Origin of the sequence: Arthrobacter sp. NicSoilC5 (assembly GCF_019977395.1) — a bacterium.
In the GTDB taxonomy this organism is placed as follows: Bacteria; Actinomycetota; Actinomycetes; order Actinomycetales; family Micrococcaceae; genus Arthrobacter.
In genome coordinates this window covers 1,622,236-1,643,031 of sequence record NZ_AP024660.1, presented here as the reverse complement: position 1 = coordinate 1,643,031, position 20,796 = coordinate 1,622,236, and the positions used below count along the sequence as shown (strand labels likewise).

General features: G+C 64.9%; 15 protein-coding genes. 9 read left to right on the top strand and 6 right to left on the bottom strand.

The annotated features are described in order from the left end of the window. Window positions 1-1,974, bottom strand: a complete 1,974-nt coding sequence (locus LDO22_RS07590; RefSeq protein ID WP_224026635.1) for a glycosyltransferase family 39 protein — start codon at window positions 1,972-1,974, stop codon at window positions 1-3. After that, window positions 1,971-3,215, bottom strand: coding sequence for a bifunctional glycosyltransferase family 2/GtrA family protein (locus LDO22_RS07585; RefSeq protein ID WP_224026634.1), 1,245 nt, complete (start codon window positions 3,213-3,215; stop codon window positions 1,971-1,973). Before LDO22_RS07585 ends, LDO22_RS07590 begins: the two co-directional genes overlap by 4 nt. 184 nt (window positions 3,216-3,399) lie before the next feature. On the opposite strand from LDO22_RS07585, the gene glmM reads away from it, so the two are divergent. Beyond that, window positions 3,400-4,761 carry a phosphoglucosamine mutase gene (gene glmM / locus LDO22_RS07580; RefSeq protein ID WP_224026633.1) on the top strand — a complete coding sequence of 454 codons (1,362 nt, stop codon included), beginning with the start codon at window positions 3,400-3,402 and terminating at the stop codon, window positions 4,759-4,761. Window positions 4,762-4,823: 62 nt separating this feature from the next. Here the strand turns inward: glmM and mscL are convergent, their stop codons facing one another. From mscL to coaA, 3 genes are read right to left on the bottom strand one after another with little or no spacing between them, the layout of a single operon-like run. Continuing rightward, on the bottom strand, window positions 4,824-5,228 hold the full coding sequence (gene mscL, locus LDO22_RS07575; RefSeq protein ID WP_224026632.1) for a large conductance mechanosensitive channel protein MscL: 405 nt from the start codon (window positions 5,226-5,228) through the stop codon (window positions 4,824-4,826). Window positions 5,229-5,252: 24 nt separating this feature from the next. After that, window positions 5,253-6,113 carry a M15 family metallopeptidase gene (locus tag LDO22_RS07570; RefSeq protein WP_224026631.1) on the bottom strand — a complete coding sequence of 287 codons (861 nt, stop codon included), beginning with the start codon at window positions 6,111-6,113 and terminating at the stop codon, window positions 5,253-5,255. Between the two features lie 5 nt (window positions 6,114-6,118). After that, window positions 6,119-7,114: a type I pantothenate kinase gene (coaA, locus tag LDO22_RS07565; protein WP_201302504.1), complete on the bottom strand. Its 996-nt coding sequence runs from the start codon at window positions 7,112-7,114 to the stop codon at window positions 6,119-6,121. A gap of 105 nt (window positions 7,115-7,219) precedes the next feature. On the opposite strand from coaA, the gene glmS reads away from it, so the two are divergent. Further along, window positions 7,220-9,112: a glutamine--fructose-6-phosphate transaminase (isomerizing) gene (gene glmS / locus LDO22_RS07560; protein ID WP_224026630.1), complete on the top strand. Its 1,893-nt coding sequence runs from the start codon at window positions 7,220-7,222 to the stop codon at window positions 9,110-9,112. A gap of 59 nt (window positions 9,113-9,171) precedes the next feature. Here glmS and LDO22_RS07555 read toward each other — a convergent pair whose 3' ends face one another. After that, window positions 9,172-9,681, bottom strand: coding sequence for a hypothetical protein (locus LDO22_RS07555; RefSeq protein ID WP_224026629.1), 510 nt, complete (start codon window positions 9,679-9,681; stop codon window positions 9,172-9,174). 216 nt (window positions 9,682-9,897) lie between these two features. Here LDO22_RS07555 and LDO22_RS07550 point away from each other — a divergent pair, with 216 nt between their 5' ends. The 7 genes from LDO22_RS07550 (at window position 9,898) to LDO22_RS07520 (ending at window position 20,568) form a co-directional block, all read left to right on the top strand. Continuing rightward, window positions 9,898-10,245 carry a holo-ACP synthase gene (locus LDO22_RS07550; RefSeq protein ID WP_159631405.1) on the top strand — a complete coding sequence of 116 codons (348 nt, stop codon included), beginning with the start codon at window positions 9,898-9,900 and terminating at the stop codon, window positions 10,243-10,245. Between the two features lie 15 nt (window positions 10,246-10,260). Further along, window positions 10,261-11,844, top strand: coding sequence for an NAD(P)H-hydrate epimerase (locus tag LDO22_RS07545; protein WP_224026628.1), 1,584 nt, complete (start codon window positions 10,261-10,263; stop codon window positions 11,842-11,844). Between the two features lie 69 nt (window positions 11,845-11,913). Then, entirely contained in the window at window positions 11,914-14,172 is a 2,259-nt protein-coding gene (gene glgX, locus LDO22_RS07540) for a glycogen debranching protein GlgX (RefSeq protein WP_159631407.1), read from the top strand. Next, on the top strand, window positions 14,169-16,496 hold the full coding sequence (treY, locus tag LDO22_RS07535) for a malto-oligosyltrehalose synthase (RefSeq protein WP_224026627.1): 2,328 nt from the start codon (window positions 14,169-14,171) through the stop codon (window positions 16,494-16,496). The genes glgX and treY overlap by 4 nt, the downstream gene beginning before the upstream one ends. Then, the gene (treZ, locus tag LDO22_RS07530) at window positions 16,493-18,283 is read left to right on the top strand and encodes a malto-oligosyltrehalose trehalohydrolase (protein ID WP_224026626.1); all 1,791 of its coding nucleotides are present in this window, start codon (window positions 16,493-16,495) and stop codon (window positions 18,281-18,283) included. The genes treY and treZ overlap by 4 nt, the downstream gene beginning before the upstream one ends. Next, window positions 18,280-19,320: an L-glyceraldehyde 3-phosphate reductase gene (gene mgrA, locus LDO22_RS07525; protein WP_224026625.1), complete on the top strand. Its 1,041-nt coding sequence runs from the start codon at window positions 18,280-18,282 to the stop codon at window positions 19,318-19,320. Before treZ ends, mgrA begins: the two co-directional genes overlap by 4 nt. 162 nt (window positions 19,321-19,482) lie before the next feature. Further along, window positions 19,483-20,568 (top strand): inositol-3-phosphate synthase, encoded by a 1,086-nt coding sequence (locus LDO22_RS07520; protein WP_141159814.1) that lies wholly within the window; start codon window positions 19,483-19,485, stop codon window positions 20,566-20,568. The last annotated feature ends 228 nt before the right edge of the window (window positions 20,569-20,796 follow it).

Here is a 20,796-nt window from a genome sequence, read left to right as displayed (position 1 = left end):
TCATCTCCGGAGATCGTAGATGCTGACACCGTCCACCACCTCTTCTGTGAAGTTGCGGCGAACCCATTCTGTGATTTCCTGGGTTTGAGTACTTAGACCCCCCCGCTCCAGCAAGTCCTGAGACAAAATAAAGTACCCGATCTGCTTTTCTGCCACTAGAGTCCTAAATTGCTCCGGTGTTGGTGCTGGATCGCTTCCCAGCCAACCTCCCAGGGGAATTACTGGCCTTCCGGATTGCAGCTGGTAAAGAGCAGCATTCTGTGCGGTGAAGGTTGCGGCTCCCCATTTTTGATTTGAGGTTCGGGTTCTGACCATCTCCGTCACCTCTGGAACAGTAACTCCGAGCGCTGTTTGCTGCGCCCACCGGATCTCCCCCTTCTTCAAAGCTGCCATGAGTTTTGTCAAAGAGCCGGGATCATTGCCGGCTGGCCCTGACATGGGATTGGTGCCCCACTGGGGAGTTGACACCGTGTATATGTTGGTTGCTATAGGGGCGGCCAAGAGGCTACAGGCAAGAACGGCCGAGGTAAGAAGATCGAGGTGACGACGAGTTGGTTGTAGAAACCAAAGCATCGCCCCGACTAAACCGAGAGCAGGCAAGCCGATGCGCAGCCACAAAGGCCACTCATTGCTGTATTCCATCACTCTCACAGCCACGTACACCGAAGACGCAATCAAGATGGCCCCCAAGACGCGAAGAACCGTTCTATGGCGGAGTTTCCAGAGGGACGCGAGCCCCAAGGCTACGGTCATAGCAAGAGGTGCACCCAGGGAGTACGTGTAATACGTATGGATCATTGTGCCCATGCAGCAAAGCACCAGAAGTGCTGTGCTGAACCAGAGTATTGAAACTGCAACGATGTTCCGCTGACCGCGGCTCAAGTTAAGAGTGCGATGCAGGACGACAAGTACGATACTCGCGAAGATCCCGGTTACTAGCAACCAAGCGATTTCCTGCGCGAAGTTGCCGTTGAGGAGCCGAGGTAAGCCCCCGACGAACTCCACGGCGTCGCTGGCTGTACCTGCAACTTTGTTGCCTTGGGAATTCAGCGGTATCTGAAGAAACCGTGCAAGACCGTTGTAGTCCATAGTCAGTTCGAGTGCGCTGTTGTTTACCGATCCACCGATGTAGGGACGATCGGCAGCGGGAATTAGGTCCACGGTGATGAGCCACCCTAACGAAGTGGCTAGAAGGGTTCCCGATGCGACCATTCCTTGCTGAAGCCTGTGCCGGAACTGCCCTTGGCCGAAGGCAAGGATGGAAATGCCAAGCGCCGGCAAGACTAGGAGGGCTTGAACCTGTTTAGCCATGAAACCAAGCCCCAAAAGGAGCCCTGCCAAGGCAAATGTTCGCAGCTTGGCGGACTCCATGGCCTTCAGAGTTATGGATACTGCCGACACTGTCAGCAAGCCCATCAACGGTTCAGGGTTGTTGAACCGTGACATCAGCATGACAACAGGCGTAGTTGCGAAGACGGCTGCACAAAAGAGAGAAGTGCGCGGACCGAAACCGCGCCGCATCAAGCGGTACAAAAGGTAGCTGGTAGCCACTCCCATCAGGACCTGGGGAACCAGGATGCTCCAGCTGCTGAGACCGAACAGCCGAACTGATAGGGCCATGACCCAGATACTCAACGGGGTCTTGTCAACCGTTATCAGATTGCCCCACTCGAAGGATCCGAAAAAGAAAGCCTTCCAGTCCTGAGCTCCCGCTTGGGCAGCGGCCGAGTAGTACGGGTTGGCCCAGCCGTTCGCGTCCAGCCCCCATAGGTACAGGGCTGCAATAACAGATAGGAGGCCCAAAAGCGCCCGCCTCTCCCATGGCTCGGTCTCGTCCGGGCCGCGCCAGATGCGGTGCAAAACTAATAACAGTTGGCGGCTCCATTCCCACGGATTTGTCCGTTTTGCACCGACAAACCCGCTGTTTCTGTCGGTAGCTGTGGAAACGCGGGCGCTATTTAGCAGGCGGCTCACGAGACGCGTCCGTCGACTGTTATAGGCGCAACGACAAGACGTGGCTGGATTTCCTGATTTCGTCCCTTCCTGAATACCCACAGGCGCAGGAGGACGAACCGCATTAAGGTCGCAAGGACATTGGCGCCTGTTAGCGTCAGTAGTTCCATGCTCGGCAGTGCGTCCGGGTTGGCGGCATGGAGGATGAACAGGGCCGAAGAAGTGATGCCCCATGCGAGCAGGAAGACAATCAGTCCTTGAATCTGCTGGGTTACTAGTCTCGAAGGCCCGCTGATCCCGAAGGTAAAGCGCCGGTTCGCCGCGGTGTTGCCAACAGCGGTCAGAAGTAAGGCCAGGAAATTAGCCTCTTGAGAACTGAACGGACCCTGAAGCAACAAATAAAGCACGGCGAACGCCACGGTGGAGGCAATCCCCACAAGCCCGAAACGGAGCACTTGACCAAAGAAGCTTGGACGGCCCAGGGGCACGATCGGTCGACGCCCGAGCTCCGCGTAAAGAGCCTGAACGGGAATCACACCATTTACCAGCGAACCCGCTACGCGCACCATGCCTCTGAGATCCTCCAGAGCTGTCTGCTTGATGTCCACCCGGCTGTCCGGATCATCCACCCAGTCGACAGGAATCTCGTGAATGCGAAGCCCTGAACGCTCAGCGATAATCAAAAGCTCCGTGTCAAAGAACCAACCGTTGTCCTCAACGTGGGGAAGCAACCGTTTTGCCACGTCGGTTCGAATGGCTTTGAACCCGCACTGGGCGTCGGAAAACCTGACCTGCATCGTGCGCCGCAGCAGGAAATTGTAGGACCTGGAAATAAACTCCCGTTTGGGACCGCGGCTCACCCTGGAACTCTGGCCCAAACGGGTGCCGATGGAAATATCAGAATGCCCGGACAGCAGGGGGGCCACCAAAGGTGGAAGCGCTGCAAGATCCGTGGAGAGGTCGACGTCCAGGTAGGCCAGCACTTTTGCATGGGAGGCAGACCAGGCGTCCCTTAGCGCGTACCCGCGTCCTTTGACCTCGAGACGCCGATACTCAACGTTTGGCAGGTGCTCGCTAAGTCGAGCGGCAATCACCGGTGTCCGGTCAGTGCTTGCATTATCGGCGATGGTGATTTTCCACGTCGACGGCATTTCATTCGTCAGATATTCGGCGAGCCTTGTGATGCTTCGTTCCAGTACCGCTTCTTCGTTGTAGACCGGTACTACAATTTCGAGCGCCAAGCCCCCATAGCTAGGTGTCATGCATGGATCGTAGGGGCCGCCAAATAGGCGTGGCGAGGGTTTCTAGTAAAGACAGGTAGCAGGCAAAAAAACCAAGTAGTCCCAGTAATGTGCCCAGACCGTGAGCAGGTACTCGACAGGTAGGGCCAGCTGCGGAACGCCGACTACGCAGATCTTGGCGGCACCCATCCTCTACACTTGACCGGTGTCTAGATTATTTGGAACTGATGGTGTCCGGGGGCTGGCCAATGGCCTGCTGACAGCAGAGCTGGCCCTGCAGCTGGCCCAGGCGGCCGCCGTCGTGCTTGGTCACGACCGCAACTCCAACGGCTCCCGGCCCCGCGCCGTGCTGGCCCGGGACCCGCGTGCCAGCGGTGAATTCATCGCCGCTGCCGTGGAAGCCGGGCTCTCCAGCTCCGGAATCGACGTCTATGACGCCGGCGTCCTGCCGACCCCCGCCGCCGCCTACCTGGTCGCGGACCTGGATGCCGACTTCGGCGTCATGATCTCTGCCTCCCACAACCCGGCGCCGGACAACGGCATCAAGTTCTTCGCCCGCGGTGGCCAGAAGCTGCCCGACGAGGTGGAAGATGCCATCGAGGCCCAGATGAGCAAGGAAGCCGTCCGTCCCACCGGGCCCGACGTCGGCCGCATCCAGCGTTTCTCCGACGCAGAGGACCGCTACATCGTCCACCTGCTCCGCACCCTCCCGCACCGCCTGGACGGCCTCACCGTGGTGCTGGACTGCGCCAACGGTGCCGCCAGCGGCTGCTCGCCCCAGCTCTTCAAGGACGCCGGCGCCGACGTCATCGTTATCGGCGCCGACCCTGACGGCCTGAACATCAACGACGGCGTGGGCTCCACGCACCTGGGCCCCCTCAAGGAGGCCGTGGTCAAGTACGGCGCGAACCTGGGCATCGCCCACGATGGCGACGCCGACCGCTGCCTGGCCGTGGACCACGAGGGCAATGAGGTGGACGGTGACCAGATCATGGCTATCCTCGCCATCGCGCTCAAGAAATCCGGCAAGCTCAAGGACGACGTCCTGGTGGCCACCGTCATGAGCAACCTCGGCCTGAAGCTCGCCCTCCGCGACGCCGGCATCACCATCCTGGAAACCGCGGTGGGGGACCGTTACGTCCTGGAAGGCATGCGCGACGGCGGCTACAACCTGGGCGGCGAACAGTCCGGCCACGTGATCTTCTCCGACCACGCCACCACCGGCGACGGCCTCCTCACTGGACTTCAGCTGGCCGCGCAGGTGGCCTTGACCGGCAAGCCGCTCAAGGAACTCGCCACGGTCATGACCAAGCTCCCGCAGGTGCTCATCAACGTCAAGGGTGTCGACCGCAGCCGCGTGGGCAGCAGCGACGTCCTGGCCCAGGCCGTGGCAGCGGCGGAAGCCGCCCTCGGAGATACCGGCCGTGTCCTGCTCCGTCCCTCCGGCACCGAGCCGGTGGTCCGCGTGATGGTGGAAGCCGCCGACGAAGAGACTGCCCAGTCCATCGCCGAACACCTGGCCCAGGTGGTCCGGACCGAACTCGCACTGGAACTCGCCTCAAACTAGGCACAGCAAGAAAAGTGGCCCGCCTCCCAGCAGGGAGACGGGCCACTTGCGTTTGGGAAAAATTAGAGCGCGCGCTCCTTCAGCGCATCCCGGATTTCGGTCAGCAGCGCAACCTGCGGGTCCTCGGCGGCATCCTTCTTGACGTCCTTGTTGATCCCCAGCCGGCGGTTGCGGCGCTCGATCATCATGTTCATCGGCATCACCACCACAAAGTAGATGGCCGCCGCGATCAGCAGGAAGTTCACCACCGCGGTCAGCAGCACCCCGAATTCGATGGCATTGCCGTTCAGCTCCACCTTGGCAAAGCTGTCGAAGTTGGGCGCACCCACCAGGCCCGAAATGAACGGCATGAGCACCTTGTTCACCAGCGCCGTGACAACAGCTCCGAAGGCAGTACCCATGACAACGGCGACGGCAAGGTCAACCACGTTGCCCTTCATGATGAAGTTCTTGAATCCACTAAGCATGGAAACCAACCTAGCGCACGGGCGTTACAGGTATGCCGGTGCCGCCTCCAAGCCGAAGTATTCCTCCAGCGTGCCGATGCCGCGGTTCAGCATGTCCGTGGCCGCCTCCACGCCTACGTACCGCAGGTGCCACGGCTCGTAGTAGTACCCCGTGATGGGGTGCAGCATCCACGGGTAGCGCACCACGAATCCGAACCGGTGCCCGTTCGCTTTCGCCCACGTGGCGGCAGGCTGCTCCGCGAAGCACGGCTGGAAGCTGCAGGCACCTCCGCCGTCCCCGATGTCGAACGCCCACCCGGTCTGGTGCTCCGAGTGGCCGGGCCGCGCACTGGCGGTGTCGGCGTCGGCCTGCCCCCGCGCCGCGACATACCCGTTGTACGTGGTCACCTGCGTGCTGTATGAGCGGTAGCCGCTGGCCAGGACCATCGTCACACCGTCCCGCGCGGCCGCCGCGAACATCGCCTCGGCCGCTGCCGCCGTGGTGCTGTTCAGCAGCGACGCCTCACCAGCGGCCGAGATCGCGACGGCGGGACGCACCAAGTCAGCCGGCACATAGTCCGCCGGCTTCAGCGCCCGGTGCTTGTTCACGATGACCCAGGGGCTCGCCGGATCATCGAGCGAAAACTGCCGCGCCAAGGCCGCCGACGGCGACGGTGTGGGGGCCGGCGCCTCAGGCGGCTGGCCCACTGTGGCCGCGTCCGCCGTCGGGCCCGCTGACGCGGTAGCGGCCACAGGGGAGGGGGAAGGGGAAGGGGCAGCGGACGACGACGGCGCCGCCGCCTTGGGTGCCTCCGGTGTGCAGGCAGCCAGGACGGTCAGCCCGGCCCCCGCCGCGAGGAAGCGCGTGAAGCTGCGCCGGCTGGCGGACCCGCATTGGTAGCACACCTGTGCTACACCTTCCGGAGCAGCATGCGGCGGATGGAGTGGTCCGCCTCTTTGGTCAGCACCAGCTGGGCCCGGCCGCGGGTGGGCAGCACGTTCTCCTCCAGGTTGGGCTCGTTAATCCGCTTCCAGATGTCCCTGGCGGTGTTCTCCGCCTCTTCATCAGACAGCGTGGCGTAGCGGTGGAAGTAGGACTCCGGCTGCGCGAACGCGGTGCTGCGCAGCTTCCGGAACCGGTCCACATACCACTCCTCGATGTAGGAGGTCTTGGCGTCCACGTAGATGGAAAAGTCAAAGAAATCACTCAGGGCCAAACCCTGGCGGCCGTCATGCCGGGGACGGGCAGGAGCCAGCACGTTCAGGCCCTCAACGATCAGCACGTCCGGGCGGCGGACCACCACTTCCTTGCCGGGCACAATGTCGTACGTGACGTGGGAGTACCAGGGCGCGCGCACTTCCTCCGCGCCGCCCTTGATCTCACTCACGAAGCGCAGGAGCGCCCGCCGGTCATAGGACTCCGGGAAACCCTTCCGGTCCAGCAGCTGCCGGCGCTTGAGCTCGGCCAGGGGATAGAGGAACCCATCGGTGGTGATGAGCTCCACGTTGGGGGTGCCTGGCCAACGGCGAAGCATCTCCCGCAGCACGCGGGCGATGGTGGACTTGCCCACGGCAACAGAGCCGGCGACGCCGATCACGAACGGGGTGCGCTGGGTCTGCTCGCCCAGGAACGTGGTGGTGGCCGCGTGCAGCTGACCGGCAGCCTCCACGTACAGGTGCAGGAGCCGTGAGAGCGGCAGGTAGACATCCCTGACTTCCTTGATGTCCAGGGGGTCGCCAAGCCCGCGAAGGCGCAGCACATCCTCTTCATTAAGGGGCTGTTCCATCTGGGCTGCGAGCCGGGACCAGGTATGCCTGTCCAGCTCCACGAACGGCGAGGCACCCTCCCCGTTCGCTTCATTGCGTTGCGAAGTCACGCTAAAGATTCTGCCCCGCTCCCGGCCCATCGCGAAATGACGCCCCTGCTCAGTGCGGCGGCACCCGTCACGGAGGCACCGCCGGAGAGTCTCCCGGTTTAGAGCAAGTGGCACGCTGCCGATAGTCTTGTGCCTATGTGTGGAATCGTGGGATACGTAGGCCGTTCGGTTGACGGTGCAATTAATGGTCACAGTGCGTTGGATGTTGTCCTGGAGGGGCTGCGGCGCCTGGAGTACCGCGGTTATGACTCTGCCGGTGTGGCTGTGGTGTCCCAGGGGGCTATCGAGTCGCGGAAGAAGTCCGGGAAGCTGAGCAACCTGATTGGTGAGCTGGAGGCCCGGCCGTTGCCGGAGACCCTGACTGGTATTGGCCACACGCGGTGGGCGACGCACGGTGGTCCGACGGACCGCAACGCGCACCCGCACCTGGCTGACGGCGGCAAGCTCGCCGTGATCCACAACGGCATCATCGAGAACTTCGCTGAGCTCAAGCTTGAGCTGCTGGAGAAGGGTGTGACGTTCCTGTCCGAGACGGACACGGAGGTCGCCGCCGCGCTGCTGGCCGACATCCTCCGCAACCAGCTGGGCGGGGACACCGCCAACGGCGGCCTGACCCGGGCCATGGAGCTGGCGTGCCAGCGCCTTGAGGGTGCCTTCACGCTGCTGGCCGTGCACGCGGACCAGCCCGACGTCGTCGTGGCCGCCCGCCGTAACTCACCGCTGGTGGTGGGCCTGGGCGAGGGGGAGAACTTCCTGGGTTCGGACGTGTCCGGGTTCATCGATTACACCCGCCGCGCGGTGGAGCTGGGCCAGGACCAGATCGTCACGATCACCGCCGACACCGTCACGATCACCGATTTCTTTGGCAACCCGGCCCAGGGCAAGGAATACCACGTGGACTGGGATCCGGCTTCGGCGGAAAAGGGTGGGTTCTCCTCGTTCATGGAGAAGGAAATCCATGACCAGCCCGACGCCGTCGCCCAGACCCTGCTGGGCCGGTCGGACCTGGACGGCAAGCTGACCCTGGATGAGCTGCGGATCGACCCGGAGCTGCTGAAGCAGGTCAACAAGATCATCGTGCTGGCCTGCGGCACCGCCGCGTACGCGGGCACGGTGGCGAAGTACGCGATCGAGAACTGGTGCCGGATCCCCACCGAGGTGGAGCTCGCGCACGAGTTCCGTTACCGGGACCCGATCCTGGACGAGAAGACCCTGGTGGTCTCCATCTCCCAGTCCGGGGAGACCATGGACACCCTGATGGCTGTCCGGTATGCCCGGGAACAGGGCGCCAAGACCATCTCGATCTGCAACACCAACGGCTCCACCATCCCGCGTGAATCCGACGCCGTGCTCTACACGCACGCCGGTCCGGAGATCGCGGTTGCCTCCACCAAGGCGTTCCTGGCCCAGATCACGGCCGCGTACCTGCTGGGCCTGTACCTGGCGCAGCTGCGTGGGAACATCTTCTCGGGCCAGATCAAGGACGTCCTGGCGGACCTGAACAAGATCCCCGCGAAGATCCAGACCATCCTGGACAACGCCGGCCCGCTGCGCGAGCTGGCCCGGTCCATGGCCAACGAGAAGTCTGTGCTGTTCCTGGGCCGGCACGTGGGCTACCCCGTGGCCCTCGAGGGTGCTTTGAAGCTCAAGGAAATCGCGTACATCCACGCCGAAGGCTTTGCCGCCGGTGAGCTCAAGCACGGCCCCATCGCCCTGATCGATGAAGGCCAGCCCGTGTTTGTCGTCGTTCCGTCCCCGCGCGGGCGTGACTCGCTGCACGCCAAGGTGGTCTCCAACATCCAGGAAGTCCGCGCCCGCGGCGCCCGCACCCTGGTCATCGCCGAGGAAGGCGACGAAGCCGTGAAGGCCTACGCGGAGTACGTCTTCTACGTCCCCGAGACCCCCACCTTGCTGATGCCCCTGCTGACTACCGTCCCGCTGCAGATCTTCGCCGCGGAACTCGCCGCAGCCAAGGGCTACGACGTGGACCAGCCCCGCAACCTCGCCAAGAGCGTCACCGTCGAATAAGCGGAATATCGCAGGACAGCTGAAGCCCCGGGCCCCACGGCCCGGGGCTTCTGTTTTGCCTACCGGTTCTTGATGCTGCTTAGCCGGAACTGGATGATCCGTTCCGGGTCGTCCCGTGCCAACTTCAGCACCCGAACCTCAACGTCATAGCCGTCCAACACTCCGGCTGCGCTGCAGGCCATATACATTCCGGTGACGTTCGGAGGAAGGGGAGACGTTTCACAGTCCCCGTCCACTTTCCCGTCCAGCCCCGCCGCCACGGTTAGTTGGCGGATATCGGCGGGACTAGGGGGTTGCTGGGTCCTGTACTGGCGCCACATGCTGTCACAGGGCACAGCGACGGGGACGCAGAAGAAACCGCCGCTGACGTTTTCACCATCCGGTTTCCACCCGGCCAACGGGTGAAGCCTGTCGGCGAGGGACACCATCCGGGCCGTTCCCATTACATACGACGCCTGAAACAGAAGAAGCGGAGCAGCGATGACGGCGAGTGCGATCAGGACTCCTTTGAAAACCCTTCGCCAAGGTCTTCTCCTCCGTGGCGGCCGGGAGCCTGTCGAGTTGTCCATAGGGCATTATCTCCAGCGAATGGAAAAACAGTAATACCTGGGACCGAGCGGGTTTGCGTAACTTTTGGCCCGCGCCGCCCACCGAAGCCGCGGGATGTCGGGGTGCGCTCCGCGCGGTCATCCTGAAAGTCACGCTTTTCCGCTGATGGCGGACAGCCCGAATGACCCGCGTGCGCGCCCGCTTCCTGCAGGGAGCCTCACCGTAGAATGGCACCCATGATCGTTGGCATTGGGGTAGACGTAGTAGACATCGAGCGGTTCGGCCGCCAGCTGGAACGGACGCCAGGCCTGAGGGACCGGCTGTTCGTGCCCGCGGAACGTGAGCTGAACACCCGCTCCCTGGCCGCCCGGTTCGCCGCCAAGGAAGCGGTGGCCAAGGTACTTGGGGCGCCCGCCGGGATGAACTGGCAGGACTGCTGGATCGGCCTCGACCGTAACGGCCCCACCGTCCAGGTAAAGGGCACCGTCCTTGCCGTTGCCGAGGCCAAGGGCGTCAAGCGCTGGCACCTGTCCATCAGCCACGACGGCGGCATCGCCACCGCCACGGTGCTGGCCGAGGGCTGACCAGGCCTCCGCCGCATGATCAGCGCCTACACCGGAACGCAGGTCCGGGCCGCCGAGGAACCCCTCCTGGCTGCCGGCAAGGGGGACGTGCTCATGCAGCGCGCCGCACACGGGCTGGCCGGCGCCGTCGTCAATGAACTCAAGTCCCGCGGCAGCCGCCTGAACGGCTCGCGGGTGGTGGTGCTGGCAGGCAAGGGCAACAACGGCGGCGATGGCCTGTTCGCCGGCGCCTTCCTGGCCGCCCGTGGAATGCGTACGACGGCGGTGCTCACCGGGGACGCGGCCCATCCGGCCGGACTGGCCGCCTTCGAGCGCGCGGGCGGCCGGGTGCAGCGGCTCACCGAAGAGTCACTTCCCGGACTGTCCGCCGAATCCGCACGCGCCGACGTCGTGATCGATGCGGTGCTGGGGACCGGCGCCAAGGGCGGGCTGCGGGGGAGTGCCGCGGACCTGGTCGAGGCTCTCGCCGGCGCACACCGTCGCGGACTTGTGGTGGCCTGCGACCTTCCCAGCGGCGTGGACGCGGACACCGGCGAGGCCACCAATCCGGTCCTGCCGGCCGACCTGACCGTCACGTTCGGGGGAGCGAAGAACGGACTGCTGGCCGACCCCGGCGCCGACTTCGCCGGCCGCGTGGTGGTTGTGCCCATCGGGATTGAGGAGCACCTGCCGGAACCATCCCTGCGCCGGCTCGAGGACGCCGACTTGGCCCGACTCCTGCCGCACCCCGCCCGGCGCGCCCAGAAGTACTCCCGCGGCGTCCTGGGCGTAGTGGCCGGATCCGAGGACTACCCCGGCGCTGCGGTCCTCGCCTGCCGGGGAGCACTGGCAGCAGGAGTGGGCATGGTCCGGTACCTCGGTCCGCCGTCCGTGGCCAACCTGGTTCGCCAGTCCTGTCCCGAAGTTGTCTGCAGCACCGGAACCGTTGCAGAGAACCGCGTGCAGGCCTGGCTGGTGGGCTCCGGGATGGGCCCGCACGACCATGAACAGCTGACCCGCGCCCGGGACGCCATTGCATCGGACCTTCCGGTGGTGGCCGATGCCGGCGCGCTGCCCGCCCTGCCTGCCATGCTCGCGCCGCACGTGGTGCTGACCCCGCACGCCGGTGAGTTGGCATCCCTGTTCCAGCGCCTGGGCCACGGGGAGGATAGGGAAGCCGTGGAAGCAGGCACGCTCGCCGCGGTGCGCCAGGCGGCTGTTCGCACTGGGGCCACCGTCCTGCTCAAAGGCGCCACAACCCTTGTCGCTGCGCCTTGGGGCACCACCTTCAGCCAGGCGGACGGCACGCCCTGGCTCGCCACCGCCGGCAGCGGGGACGTCCTGGCCGGCGTCATCGGTGCGTTGCTCGCCCAGGCCGGGCCCGACGTCGGGCGCTTCAGCGAGGTGGGCATCAAAGGGGACAGCCGCTGGGCTGCCATTGCCGCGCTGGGTGCCGCGTTGCACGGCCGGGCCGGGAGGGCTGCGTCGGAGGCGGCGTCCGGCGGGCCGATCGCCGCTGGCGGAATTGCAGATGCCCTACCCGAAACCTGGGGTAAAGTCAGCATGCTTAGTAACTATGAAGCCTGGAAACGTAATAGTCACAGCCAACCACTACGGTAGGCATTAGTTCGCACCAGCAGCAGGGGCGTTCCAATGCCGTCTGCTGCTGACCAAATAATGAGGAGCACGATGGAAGTCTGGCCTGGAACTGCCTACCCGCTGGGAGCTACCTTTGACGGCACCGGCACCAATTTCGCCCTGTTCAGCGAACGGGCGGAGCGGGTCGAACTCTGCCTCCTGGCCGATGACTTGACCGAAACCAAGATCGAGCTGACCGAAGTGGACGGCTATGTGTGGCACTGCTACCTGCCCCACATCCAGCCCGGCCAGAAGTACGGCTACCGGGTGCACGGGCCGTACGACCCCGCCGCCGGCAACCGCTTCAACCCGAACAAGCTGCTGATGGACCCCTACGCCAAGGCCATCCAGGGCCAGATCGACTGGGACCCCGCGCTGTTCTCCTACGAATTCGGCGACCCCGACTCCCGCAACGACGCCGATTCCGCGCCGCACACCATGCACGGCGTGGTCATCAACCCGTTCTTCGAATGGGACGGCGACCGCCAGCTGAAGATCCCGTACCACGAATCGGTGATTTACGAAGCCCACGTCAAGGGCCTCACCGAGCTCCACCCTGAGATCCCGGAAGAGCAGCGCGGCACCTACGCTGGCGTATCGCACCCCGCGGTCATCGACCACATGAAGAAGCTCGGCGTCACCGCCATCGAGCTCATGCCCGTTCACCAGTTCGTCAACGACGGCACCCTGGAAGAGAAGGGCCTCAATAACTACTGGGGCTACAACACCATCGGCTTCTTCGCGCCGCAGAACACGTACAGCTCCACGGGCGATGTGGGGCACCAGGTCCAGGAATTCAAGGCCATGGTCCGCGACCTGCACCGCGCCGGCATCGAAGTGATCCTCGACGTCGTCTACAACCACACGGCCGAGGGCAACCACCTGGGCCCCACGCTGTCCTTCAAGGGCATCGACAACCAGGCCTACTACCGCCTGGTGGACAACGACCTCAAGCACTACATGGACTACACCGGCACCGGCAACTCGCTGAACGTGCGCCACCCGCACTCCCTGCAGCTGCTCATGGATTCCCTCCGCTACTGGGTCACCGAGATGCACGTGGATGGCTTCCGCTTCGACCTCGCCTCCACCCTGGCCCGCGAGTTCTACGACGTGGACAAGCTCTCCACCTTCTTCGAACTGATCCAGCAGGACCCGGTAGTCTCCCAGGTCAAGCTGATCGCCGAGCCGTGGGACGTTGGGCCCGGCGGCTACCAGGTGGGCAACTTCCCGCCGCAGTGGACGGAGTGGAACGGCAAGTACCGCGACACCGTCCGTGACTTCTGGCGCGGCGAACCCTCCACCCTGGGCGAGTTCGCGTCCCGGCTGACCGGCTCCGCGGACCTGTACGAGAGCTCCGCCCGGCGGCCGGTGGCGTCCATCAATTTCGTCACCGCCCACGACGGCTTCACCATGCGGGACCTGGTCTCCTACAACGAGAAGCACAACGAGGCCAACGGCGAAGGCAACAACGACGGCGAATCCCACAACCGTTCCTGGAACTGCGGCGTGGAGGGGGACACCGACGACGAGAAGGTGCTGACCCTGCGTGCCCGGCAGCAGCGGAACTTCATCGCCACGCTGCTGCTCTCCCAAGGGGTCCCCATGCTGCTCCACGGCGACGAGCTGGGCCGGACGCAGCAGGGCAACAACAACACCTACTGCCAGGACTCCGAGCTCAGCTGGGTGCACTGGGAAGCCATGGACCAGCCGCTGGTGGAGTTCACGGCCTTCGTGAACAAGCTCCGCCACGACCACCCGACCTTCCGCCGCAGCCGCTTCTTCGACGGCCGCCCCGTACGCCGTGGCGAAGGCGAGAAGCTGCCGGACATCGTCTGGCTCAAGACCGACGGCACCGAAATGCTGCCGGAGGACTGGGGGAGCGGCTTTGGCCGGACCATCGGCGTGTTCTACAACGGCGACGGCATCCAGGAACAGGACTCACGCGGCCGCCGGATCACAGACGACAGCTTCCTCATGGCCTTCAACGCCCACGATGATGAGGTGGACTTCTGCGTTCCGTCCGACGAGTACTCGCAGTACTGGGAAGTCCTGATTGACACTGCCGCCCAGGCCGACGCCTACGAACCGCTCAAGGCCGGTGCCACTTTGACGCTGGACGCGAAGTCCATGGTGGTCCTGCGCGCTTACTCCGGCCCCGAAGCCGAAGTGGATACGTCCGCGGCAGCGTCCCTCGCCTCCATGGCCGAGCACGAGGAGGCCCAGGAGGAGATGGCGGAGGCCCAGACCAAGGCCGCGGAAGCGAGCGAGGCGAGGGCAACGGGCGCTGACAAGAAAGCTAAAGCATGAGGACTCCGGTCTCCACATACCGTTTGCAGATCCGCAGCAGCTTCACCCTGTTCGACGCCGCCGACAAGGTTCCGTACCTGAAGGACCTCGGCGTGGACTGGGTGTACCTGTCGCCCATCCTCACCGCGGAGAAGGGCTCGGACCACGGCTACGACGTGACCGACCCTTCCGCGGTGGACCCGGACCGCGGTGGCCCGGAAGGCCTGCTGGCCCTCTCCAAGGCTGCGCGCGAGCACGGAATGGGCGTCCTGGTGGACATCGTACCCAACCACGTGGGCGTTGCCACCCCGGCGCAGAACCCGTGGTGGTGGTCCCTGCTCAAGGAAGGCCGCGGGTCGCCGCACGCTGAAGCGTTCGACGTCGACTGGGACCTGGGCGGCGGAAAGGTACGGCTGCCGATGCTCGGCTCGGACGCCGACCTGGACAAGCTCGAGGTCAAGGATGGCGAGCTGCGCTACTACGACCACCGGTTCCCGCTGGCCGAGGGCACGTACAGCGAGGGTGACTCCCCGCAGGACGTCCACAGCCGCCAGCACTACCAGCTCATGGACTGGCGCCGGGCCGATGCCGAGCTGAACTACCGGCGCTTCTTTGCGGTCACCACCCTCGCCGGCATCCGGGTGGAAGAGCCGTCGGTCTTCGAGAAGGCCCACGCCGAGGTGGGCCGCTGGTTCACCGAAGGCCTGGTGGATGGGCTCCGCGTGGACCATCCGGACGGTCTGGCTGACCCCGCGGGCTACCTCCGCTGGCTCAAGGATCTCAGTGGCGGCGCGTACGTTCTGGTGGAGAAAATCCTCGAACCGGGCGAAGTGCTGCCTCAGGACTTTGCCTGCGAAGGGACCACCGGCTACGACGCCCTGGCGGACGTGGACCGGGTCTTCGTGGACCCTGCCGGGCAGCAGGCCCTGGATGCCCTTGACGCATCCCTGCGGGGAACGTCCGGGCCCGCCGATTACGCGGAGATGATCCGCGGCACCAAGCGCATGATCGCCGACGGCATCCTGCGCTCCGAGGTGCTGCGCCTTGCCCGGCTGGTCCCCGAGTCCCACGGCATCACCGTGGACCAGGCGGCCGACGCCATTGCCGAGATCATCGCGTCCTTCCCGGTCTACCGGTCCTACCTGCCGGTGGGAGCGGACGTCCTCAAGGAAGCCTGCGAGTCCGCCGCGGCGCACCGGCCGGACCTGGAAGTGGCGGTGGGAACCCTCCTGCCGTTGCTGCTGGACCCCGCCAATCCCATCGCCGTCCGCTTCCAGCAGACCTCCGGCATGGTCATGGCCAAGGGCGTGGAAGATACCGCGTTCTACCGCTACACACGCCTGGGCACGCTGACCGAGGTGGGTGCCGAGCCCACCGAGTTCGCGGTGGCGCCCGAGGAATTCCACCGGCGGATGCAGCGGCGCGAGCAGGAGTTGCCGCTGTCCATGACCACCCTGTCCACCCACGACACCAAGCGCAGCGAGGATGCCCGGGCGCGGATCTCGGTTATCGCCGAACTGCCGCAGGAATGGGCGGAAACACTGGAGACGCTCCGCGGACTGGCGCCGATTCCGGATGGACCCTACGAGAACCTGCTGTGGCAGGCAATCATTGGTGCGTGGCCGGCAAGCCGGGAGCGGCTGCAGGGCTATGCGGAAAAGGCGGCCAGGGAGGCCGGCAACTCCACTAAGTGGACCGAGCCCAACGAGGATTTCGAGGCCAAGGTCAAGGCTGCCGTAGATGCGGTCTTCGACGACGCCACGGTGGCCAAGGTGGTTGGGGACTTCGTGGCCCGCATCGACGCCTACTCGGCTACCAATTCGGTGTCCGCCAAGCTGGTCCAGCTGACCATGCCGGGCGTGCCGGACGTCTACCAGGGCAGCGAGTACTGGGAACGGTCACTCACGGACCCTGACAACCGCCGCCCCGTAGACTTCGCCGCACGGCAGGCAGAGCTGGCAAAGCTCGACGCCGGCGCCTTGCCGGACTCGGGCACAGAGGCCAGCAAGCTGCTGGTCACCTCGCGGGCACTGCGCCTGCGCCGCGACCGTCCGGAATTGTTCCAGGGCTACACTCCGGTGTCGGCCACCGGCGCGGCGGCCGGGCACCTGCTCGCGTTCACCCGCGGAACCGATGCGACCCCCGGTGCCCTAACGCTTGCCACCCGGCTCCCCGCCGGACTGGAGGCTGCCGGCGGGTGGCGGGACACCGCCGTCGACCTTTCCACTGCCATGCGTGACGAACTGACCGGAGCCAGCTTCGGCCCGGGCCAGGTTTCTGTGGCAGAGGTGCTGGGTACCTACCCCGTGGCCCTGCTGGTACCTGTGGATGGAGAAAAGGCATGACCCTGGTCAACGTAGGACCCGAGCGTTTCGACGTGTGGGCCCCGGACGTTTCCTCGGTGGTATTGCTGGCCGACGGCCGGCAATATCCCATGCGGAAGAAGGATACGGCACCTGGCTCCGAAGGGTGGTGGACTGCCCCTGACGCCCCGGCCGACGGGGACGTGGACTACGGCTACCTGCTGGACGGGGACACCACCCCTGTTCCGGACCCCCGGTCCCGCCGGATCCCTTCCGGCGTGCATGAACAGTCCCGGACCTACGATCCTGCGGCCTATGCGTGGCGGGACTCCGGCTGGCGCGGCAAGGACCTGCAGGGTGCCGTCATTTACGAACTGCACGTGGGCACCTTCACCCCTGAAGGAACCCTCGACGCCGCCGTGGAGAAGCTGGGCTACCTGGCAGACCTGGGCATCGATTTCGTGGAACTGCTGCCGGTCAACGGCTTCAACGGCACCCACAACTGGGGCTACGACGGCGTCCAGTGGTACGCCGTGCACGAAGGCTACGGCGGTCCTGCTGCGTACCAGCGGTTCGTTGACGCCGCTCACGCTGCGGGACTGGGCGTCATCCAGGACGTGGTGTACAACCACCTGGGACCCAGCGGCAACTACCTCCCCAAGTTCGGCCCGTACCTGAAACAGGGCGACGCCAACACCTGGGGCGACTCGGTGAATCTGGACGGCCCCGGCTCGGACGTTGTCCGCGAGTACATCCTGGACAACGCAGCCCTGTGGCTGCGCGATTACCACGTGGACGGGCTCCGCCTGGACGCCGTGCACGCGCTGCGGGACGAGCGGGCCGTGCACATCCTGGAGGACCTCGGGGCCCTCGGCGACGCCATTTCGGCCGAAACCGGGCTGCCCAAGACCCTCATCGCGGAATCGGACCTCAACAACCCGCGCCTGATCTACCCCCGTGACGCCAACGGGTACGGTCTGGCCGGCCAGTGGAGCGACGACTTCCACCACGCCGTCCACGTCAACGTCAGCGGCGAAACCACCGGCTACTACTCGGACTTCGACTCCCTGGCCGTGCTGGCCAAGGTCCTCAAGGACGGGTTCCTCCACGACGGCAGCTATTCCAGCTTCCGCGGCCGGCACCACGGACGCCCCATCAACGGCTCGCTGGTGCACCCGGCGGCGCTGGTGGTCTGCAACCAGAACCACGACCAAATCGGCAACCGGGCCACGGGGGACAGGCTCTCCCAGTCACTGTCCTACGGGCAGCTTGCCGTCGCCGCGGTGCTCACGCTGACCTCGCCATTCACGCCCATGCTGTTCATGGGCGAGGAATACGGGGCCTCCACACCGTGGCAGTTCTTCACCTCGCACCCCGAACCGGAGCTCGGAAAGGCCACCGCGGAAGGGCGCATCAGGGAATTCGAGCGCATGGGGTGGGATCCCGCCGTCGTGCCCGATCCCCAGGATCCGGAAACCTTCCGCCGGTCCAAGCTGGACTGGGCCGAGGCTTCAACCGGCGACCATGCGCGGCTCCTGGACCTGTACCGGTCCTTGACGGCGCTGCGCCGCTCCCATCCGGATCTGGCCGGGGCTGGCTTTGACGGGACAGACGTTTCGTTCGACGACGACGCGGGCTGGCTGCGCTTCCGGCGCGGCCCCGTTGAGGTGCTGGTGAACTTCTCCGACTCAAAGGTCCGGCTTGACGGCGCCTCCGGCAGCGTCCTGCTGGCAACGGACGACGGGACCGGCCTGGACGGCGGGGCCCTCGCCATGGCGCCCTGGAGTGCCGCGATCATCGCAACCCAACAGGAAGGACAGAACGCATGACGTATTCAGCAGCGGACAACCGCTATGAAACCATGCCCTACCGCCGGGTGGGCCGCAGCGGGCTCAAGCTCCCGGCCATCTCCTTGGGCCTGTGGCACAACTTCGGCGACGACAAGCGCTTCGAGGAACAGCGGGACATCCTCCGCCGCGCCTTCGACCTGGGTGTCAACCACTTCGACCTCGCGAATAACTACGGTCCTCCGGACGGGTCCGCGGAAACGAACTTCGGCCGGCACCTGCGGGACGACTTCAAGCCCTACCGAGACGAGCTGGTCATCTCCACCAAGGCCGGCTACTACATGTGGCCCGGCCCCTACGGAGAATGGGGTTCCCGCAAGTACCTGATCTCCAGCCTGGACCAGTCGTTGCAGCGGATGGGCCTGGACTACGTGGACATCTTCTACAGCCACCGCCCGGACCCCGAGACGCCCATGGAAGAAACCATGGGCGCCCTGGATTACGCTGTCCGGTCCGGCAAGGCGCTGTACGCGGGAATCTCCTCCTACACCCCCGAACAGACCCTCGAGGCCGCCCGGATCCTCAAGGAACTCGGCACGCCGCTGCTGATCCACCAGCCCAGCTACTCCATGCTCAACCGCTGGACCGAGGACGGCTCGCCCAACCTGTACGAGGTGCTGGACCAGGTGGGCGCCGGGTCCATCGCCTTCTCGCCCCTGGCGCAGGGCATGCTCACGGACCGCTACCTCCACGGCATCCCGGGAGACTCCCGGGCGGCCAAGGCACGGTTCCTCTCCGAGGACTCCATTACGGAGGAGAAACTGGACCGGGTCCGCGGGCTGCGGAAGATCGCCGAGGGCCGCGGGCAGTCCCTCGCGCAGATGGCCATTGCCTGGATCCTGCGGGACCAGCCCAAGGGGTCAGCCGTCACGTCGGCCCTGGTTGGCGCCTCAAGTGTGCGGCAGCTGGAGGACACTTTGTCCGCCATCAACAACCTCAACTTCACTGATGAGGAGCTCACGGCGATCGATGAATTCGCCGTGGAATCGGACATCAACCTCTGGAAGCAGAACGCCTAAGGAGCTTGTTTTCATTACACTGCGGGATCGGCGGAACAACTGCCGGTCCCGCTGTGTTGGGTAGTATGAAAAGGCGCCGCGCGGCGCCAAGCCAGCCGGCCGCCGTCGTCCATTCCTCGGAGGCCAACCAGGCCGGCTGACGTTTGTCCCCAAAGGAGTTCTGTGTCTTCACATCCCATTCGTGTTGCAATCGTTGGCGTGGGAAACTGCGCCGCCTCGCTGGTGCAGGGCGTCCACTACTACAAGGATGCCGACCCGGCAGAAACCATCCCGGGCCTGATGCACGTTGAGTTTGGCCAGTACCACGTGGGCGACGTCGAGTTCGTCGCCGCGTTCGATGTGGACGGCAAGAAGGTCGGCGTTGACCTTTCCGATGCCATCCTGGCCAGCGAAAACAACACCATCAAGATCGCCGATGTTCCGCCGACGGGTGTCACGGTCCAGCGCGGCCACACCCTGGACGGCTTGGGCAAGTACTACCTCGAGACCATCGAGCAGTCCACCGAAGAGCCCGTGGACGTGGTCCAGGCCCTGAAGGACGCCAAGGCTGACGTCCTGGTCTGCTACCTGCCCGTCGGTTCCCAGCAGGCTGCCGAGTTCTACGCCCAGGCTGCGATCGACGCCGGCGTAGCGTTCGTCAACGCCCTGCCCGTATTCATTGCCGGCACCAAGGAATGGGCTGACAAGTTCACCGCCGCCGGTGTTCCGATCGTCGGCGACGACATCAAGAGCCAGATCGGTGCAACCATCACGCACCGCGTCATGGCCAAGCTGTTCGAAGACCGCGGCGTGACCCTGGACCGCACGTACCAGCTGAACGTCGGCGGCAACATGGACTTCAAGAACATGCTGGAGCGTGACCGCCTGGAGTCCAAGAAGATCTCCAAGACCCAGGCCGTGACCTCCAACGTGGAAGCCGAGCTGGCTGCCAAGGACGTACACATCGGCCCGTCCGATTACGTTCAGTGGCTTGATGACCGCAAGTGGGCGTTCGTGCGCCTTGAAGGCCGGAACTTCGGCGACGCCCCGGTGTCCCTGGAGTACAAGCTGGAGGTCTGGGATTCGCCGAACTCCGCAGGTGTGATCATCGATGCGATCCGTGCCGCCAAGATCGGCCTGGACCGCGGCATCGGTGGCCCGCTGCTCTCGGCTTCCAGCTACTTTATGAAGTCCCCGCCGGAGCAGTTCAACGACGACCTCGCCCGCGAGAAGGTCGAAGCCTTCATCCGCGGCGACCTGGAGCGCTAACCCGCCTTTTCCCGGTGCCCGGACGCTCCCTCACCCTTACCGGGTGGGGGAGCGTCCTGCGTTAGCACGCGCCATCACTTCCGGCCGGCTTTTCCGGGACGCGCCACCACTTCCTGCCTATTCTCCCGAAACGCCCCATCACTTCCGGCCGGCTTTTCCGGGACGCGCCATCACTTCCGACGTATTCTCCCGAAACGCGCCATCACTATTTGTCCCCTGAGGAGCGTA

Excerpts from the sequence above, each read along its gene's own strand:
- LDO22_RS07585 (WP_224026634.1), bottom strand. The coding sequence starts at position 3,215 with ATGACACCTAGCTATGGGGGCTTGGCGCTCGAAATTGTAGTACCGGTC.
- mgrA (WP_224026625.1), top strand. The coding sequence starts at position 18,280 with ATGACGTATTCAGCAGCGGACAACCGCTATGAAACCATGCCCTACCGC.
- LDO22_RS07545 (WP_224026628.1), top strand. The coding sequence starts at position 10,261 with ATGATCAGCGCCTACACCGGAACGCAGGTCCGGGCCGCCGAGGAACCC.
- LDO22_RS07555 (WP_224026629.1), bottom strand. The coding sequence starts at position 9,681 with ATGGACAACTCGACAGGCTCCCGGCCGCCACGGAGGAGAAGACCTTGG.
- treY (WP_224026627.1), top strand. The coding sequence starts at position 14,169 with ATGAGGACTCCGGTCTCCACATACCGTTTGCAGATCCGCAGCAGCTTC.
- treZ (WP_224026626.1), top strand. The coding sequence starts at position 16,493 with ATGACCCTGGTCAACGTAGGACCCGAGCGTTTCGACGTGTGGGCCCCG.
- mscL (WP_224026632.1), bottom strand. The coding sequence starts at position 5,228 with ATGCTTAGTGGATTCAAGAACTTCATCATGAAGGGCAACGTGGTTGAC.
- coaA (WP_201302504.1), bottom strand. The coding sequence starts at position 7,114 with ATGGGCCGGGAGCGGGGCAGAATCTTTAGCGTGACTTCGCAACGCAAT.
- glmS (WP_224026630.1), top strand. The coding sequence starts at position 7,220 with ATGTGTGGAATCGTGGGATACGTAGGCCGTTCGGTTGACGGTGCAATT.
- glgX (WP_159631407.1), top strand. The coding sequence starts at position 11,914 with ATGGAAGTCTGGCCTGGAACTGCCTACCCGCTGGGAGCTACCTTTGAC.
- LDO22_RS07550 (WP_159631405.1), top strand. The coding sequence starts at position 9,898 with ATGATCGTTGGCATTGGGGTAGACGTAGTAGACATCGAGCGGTTCGGC.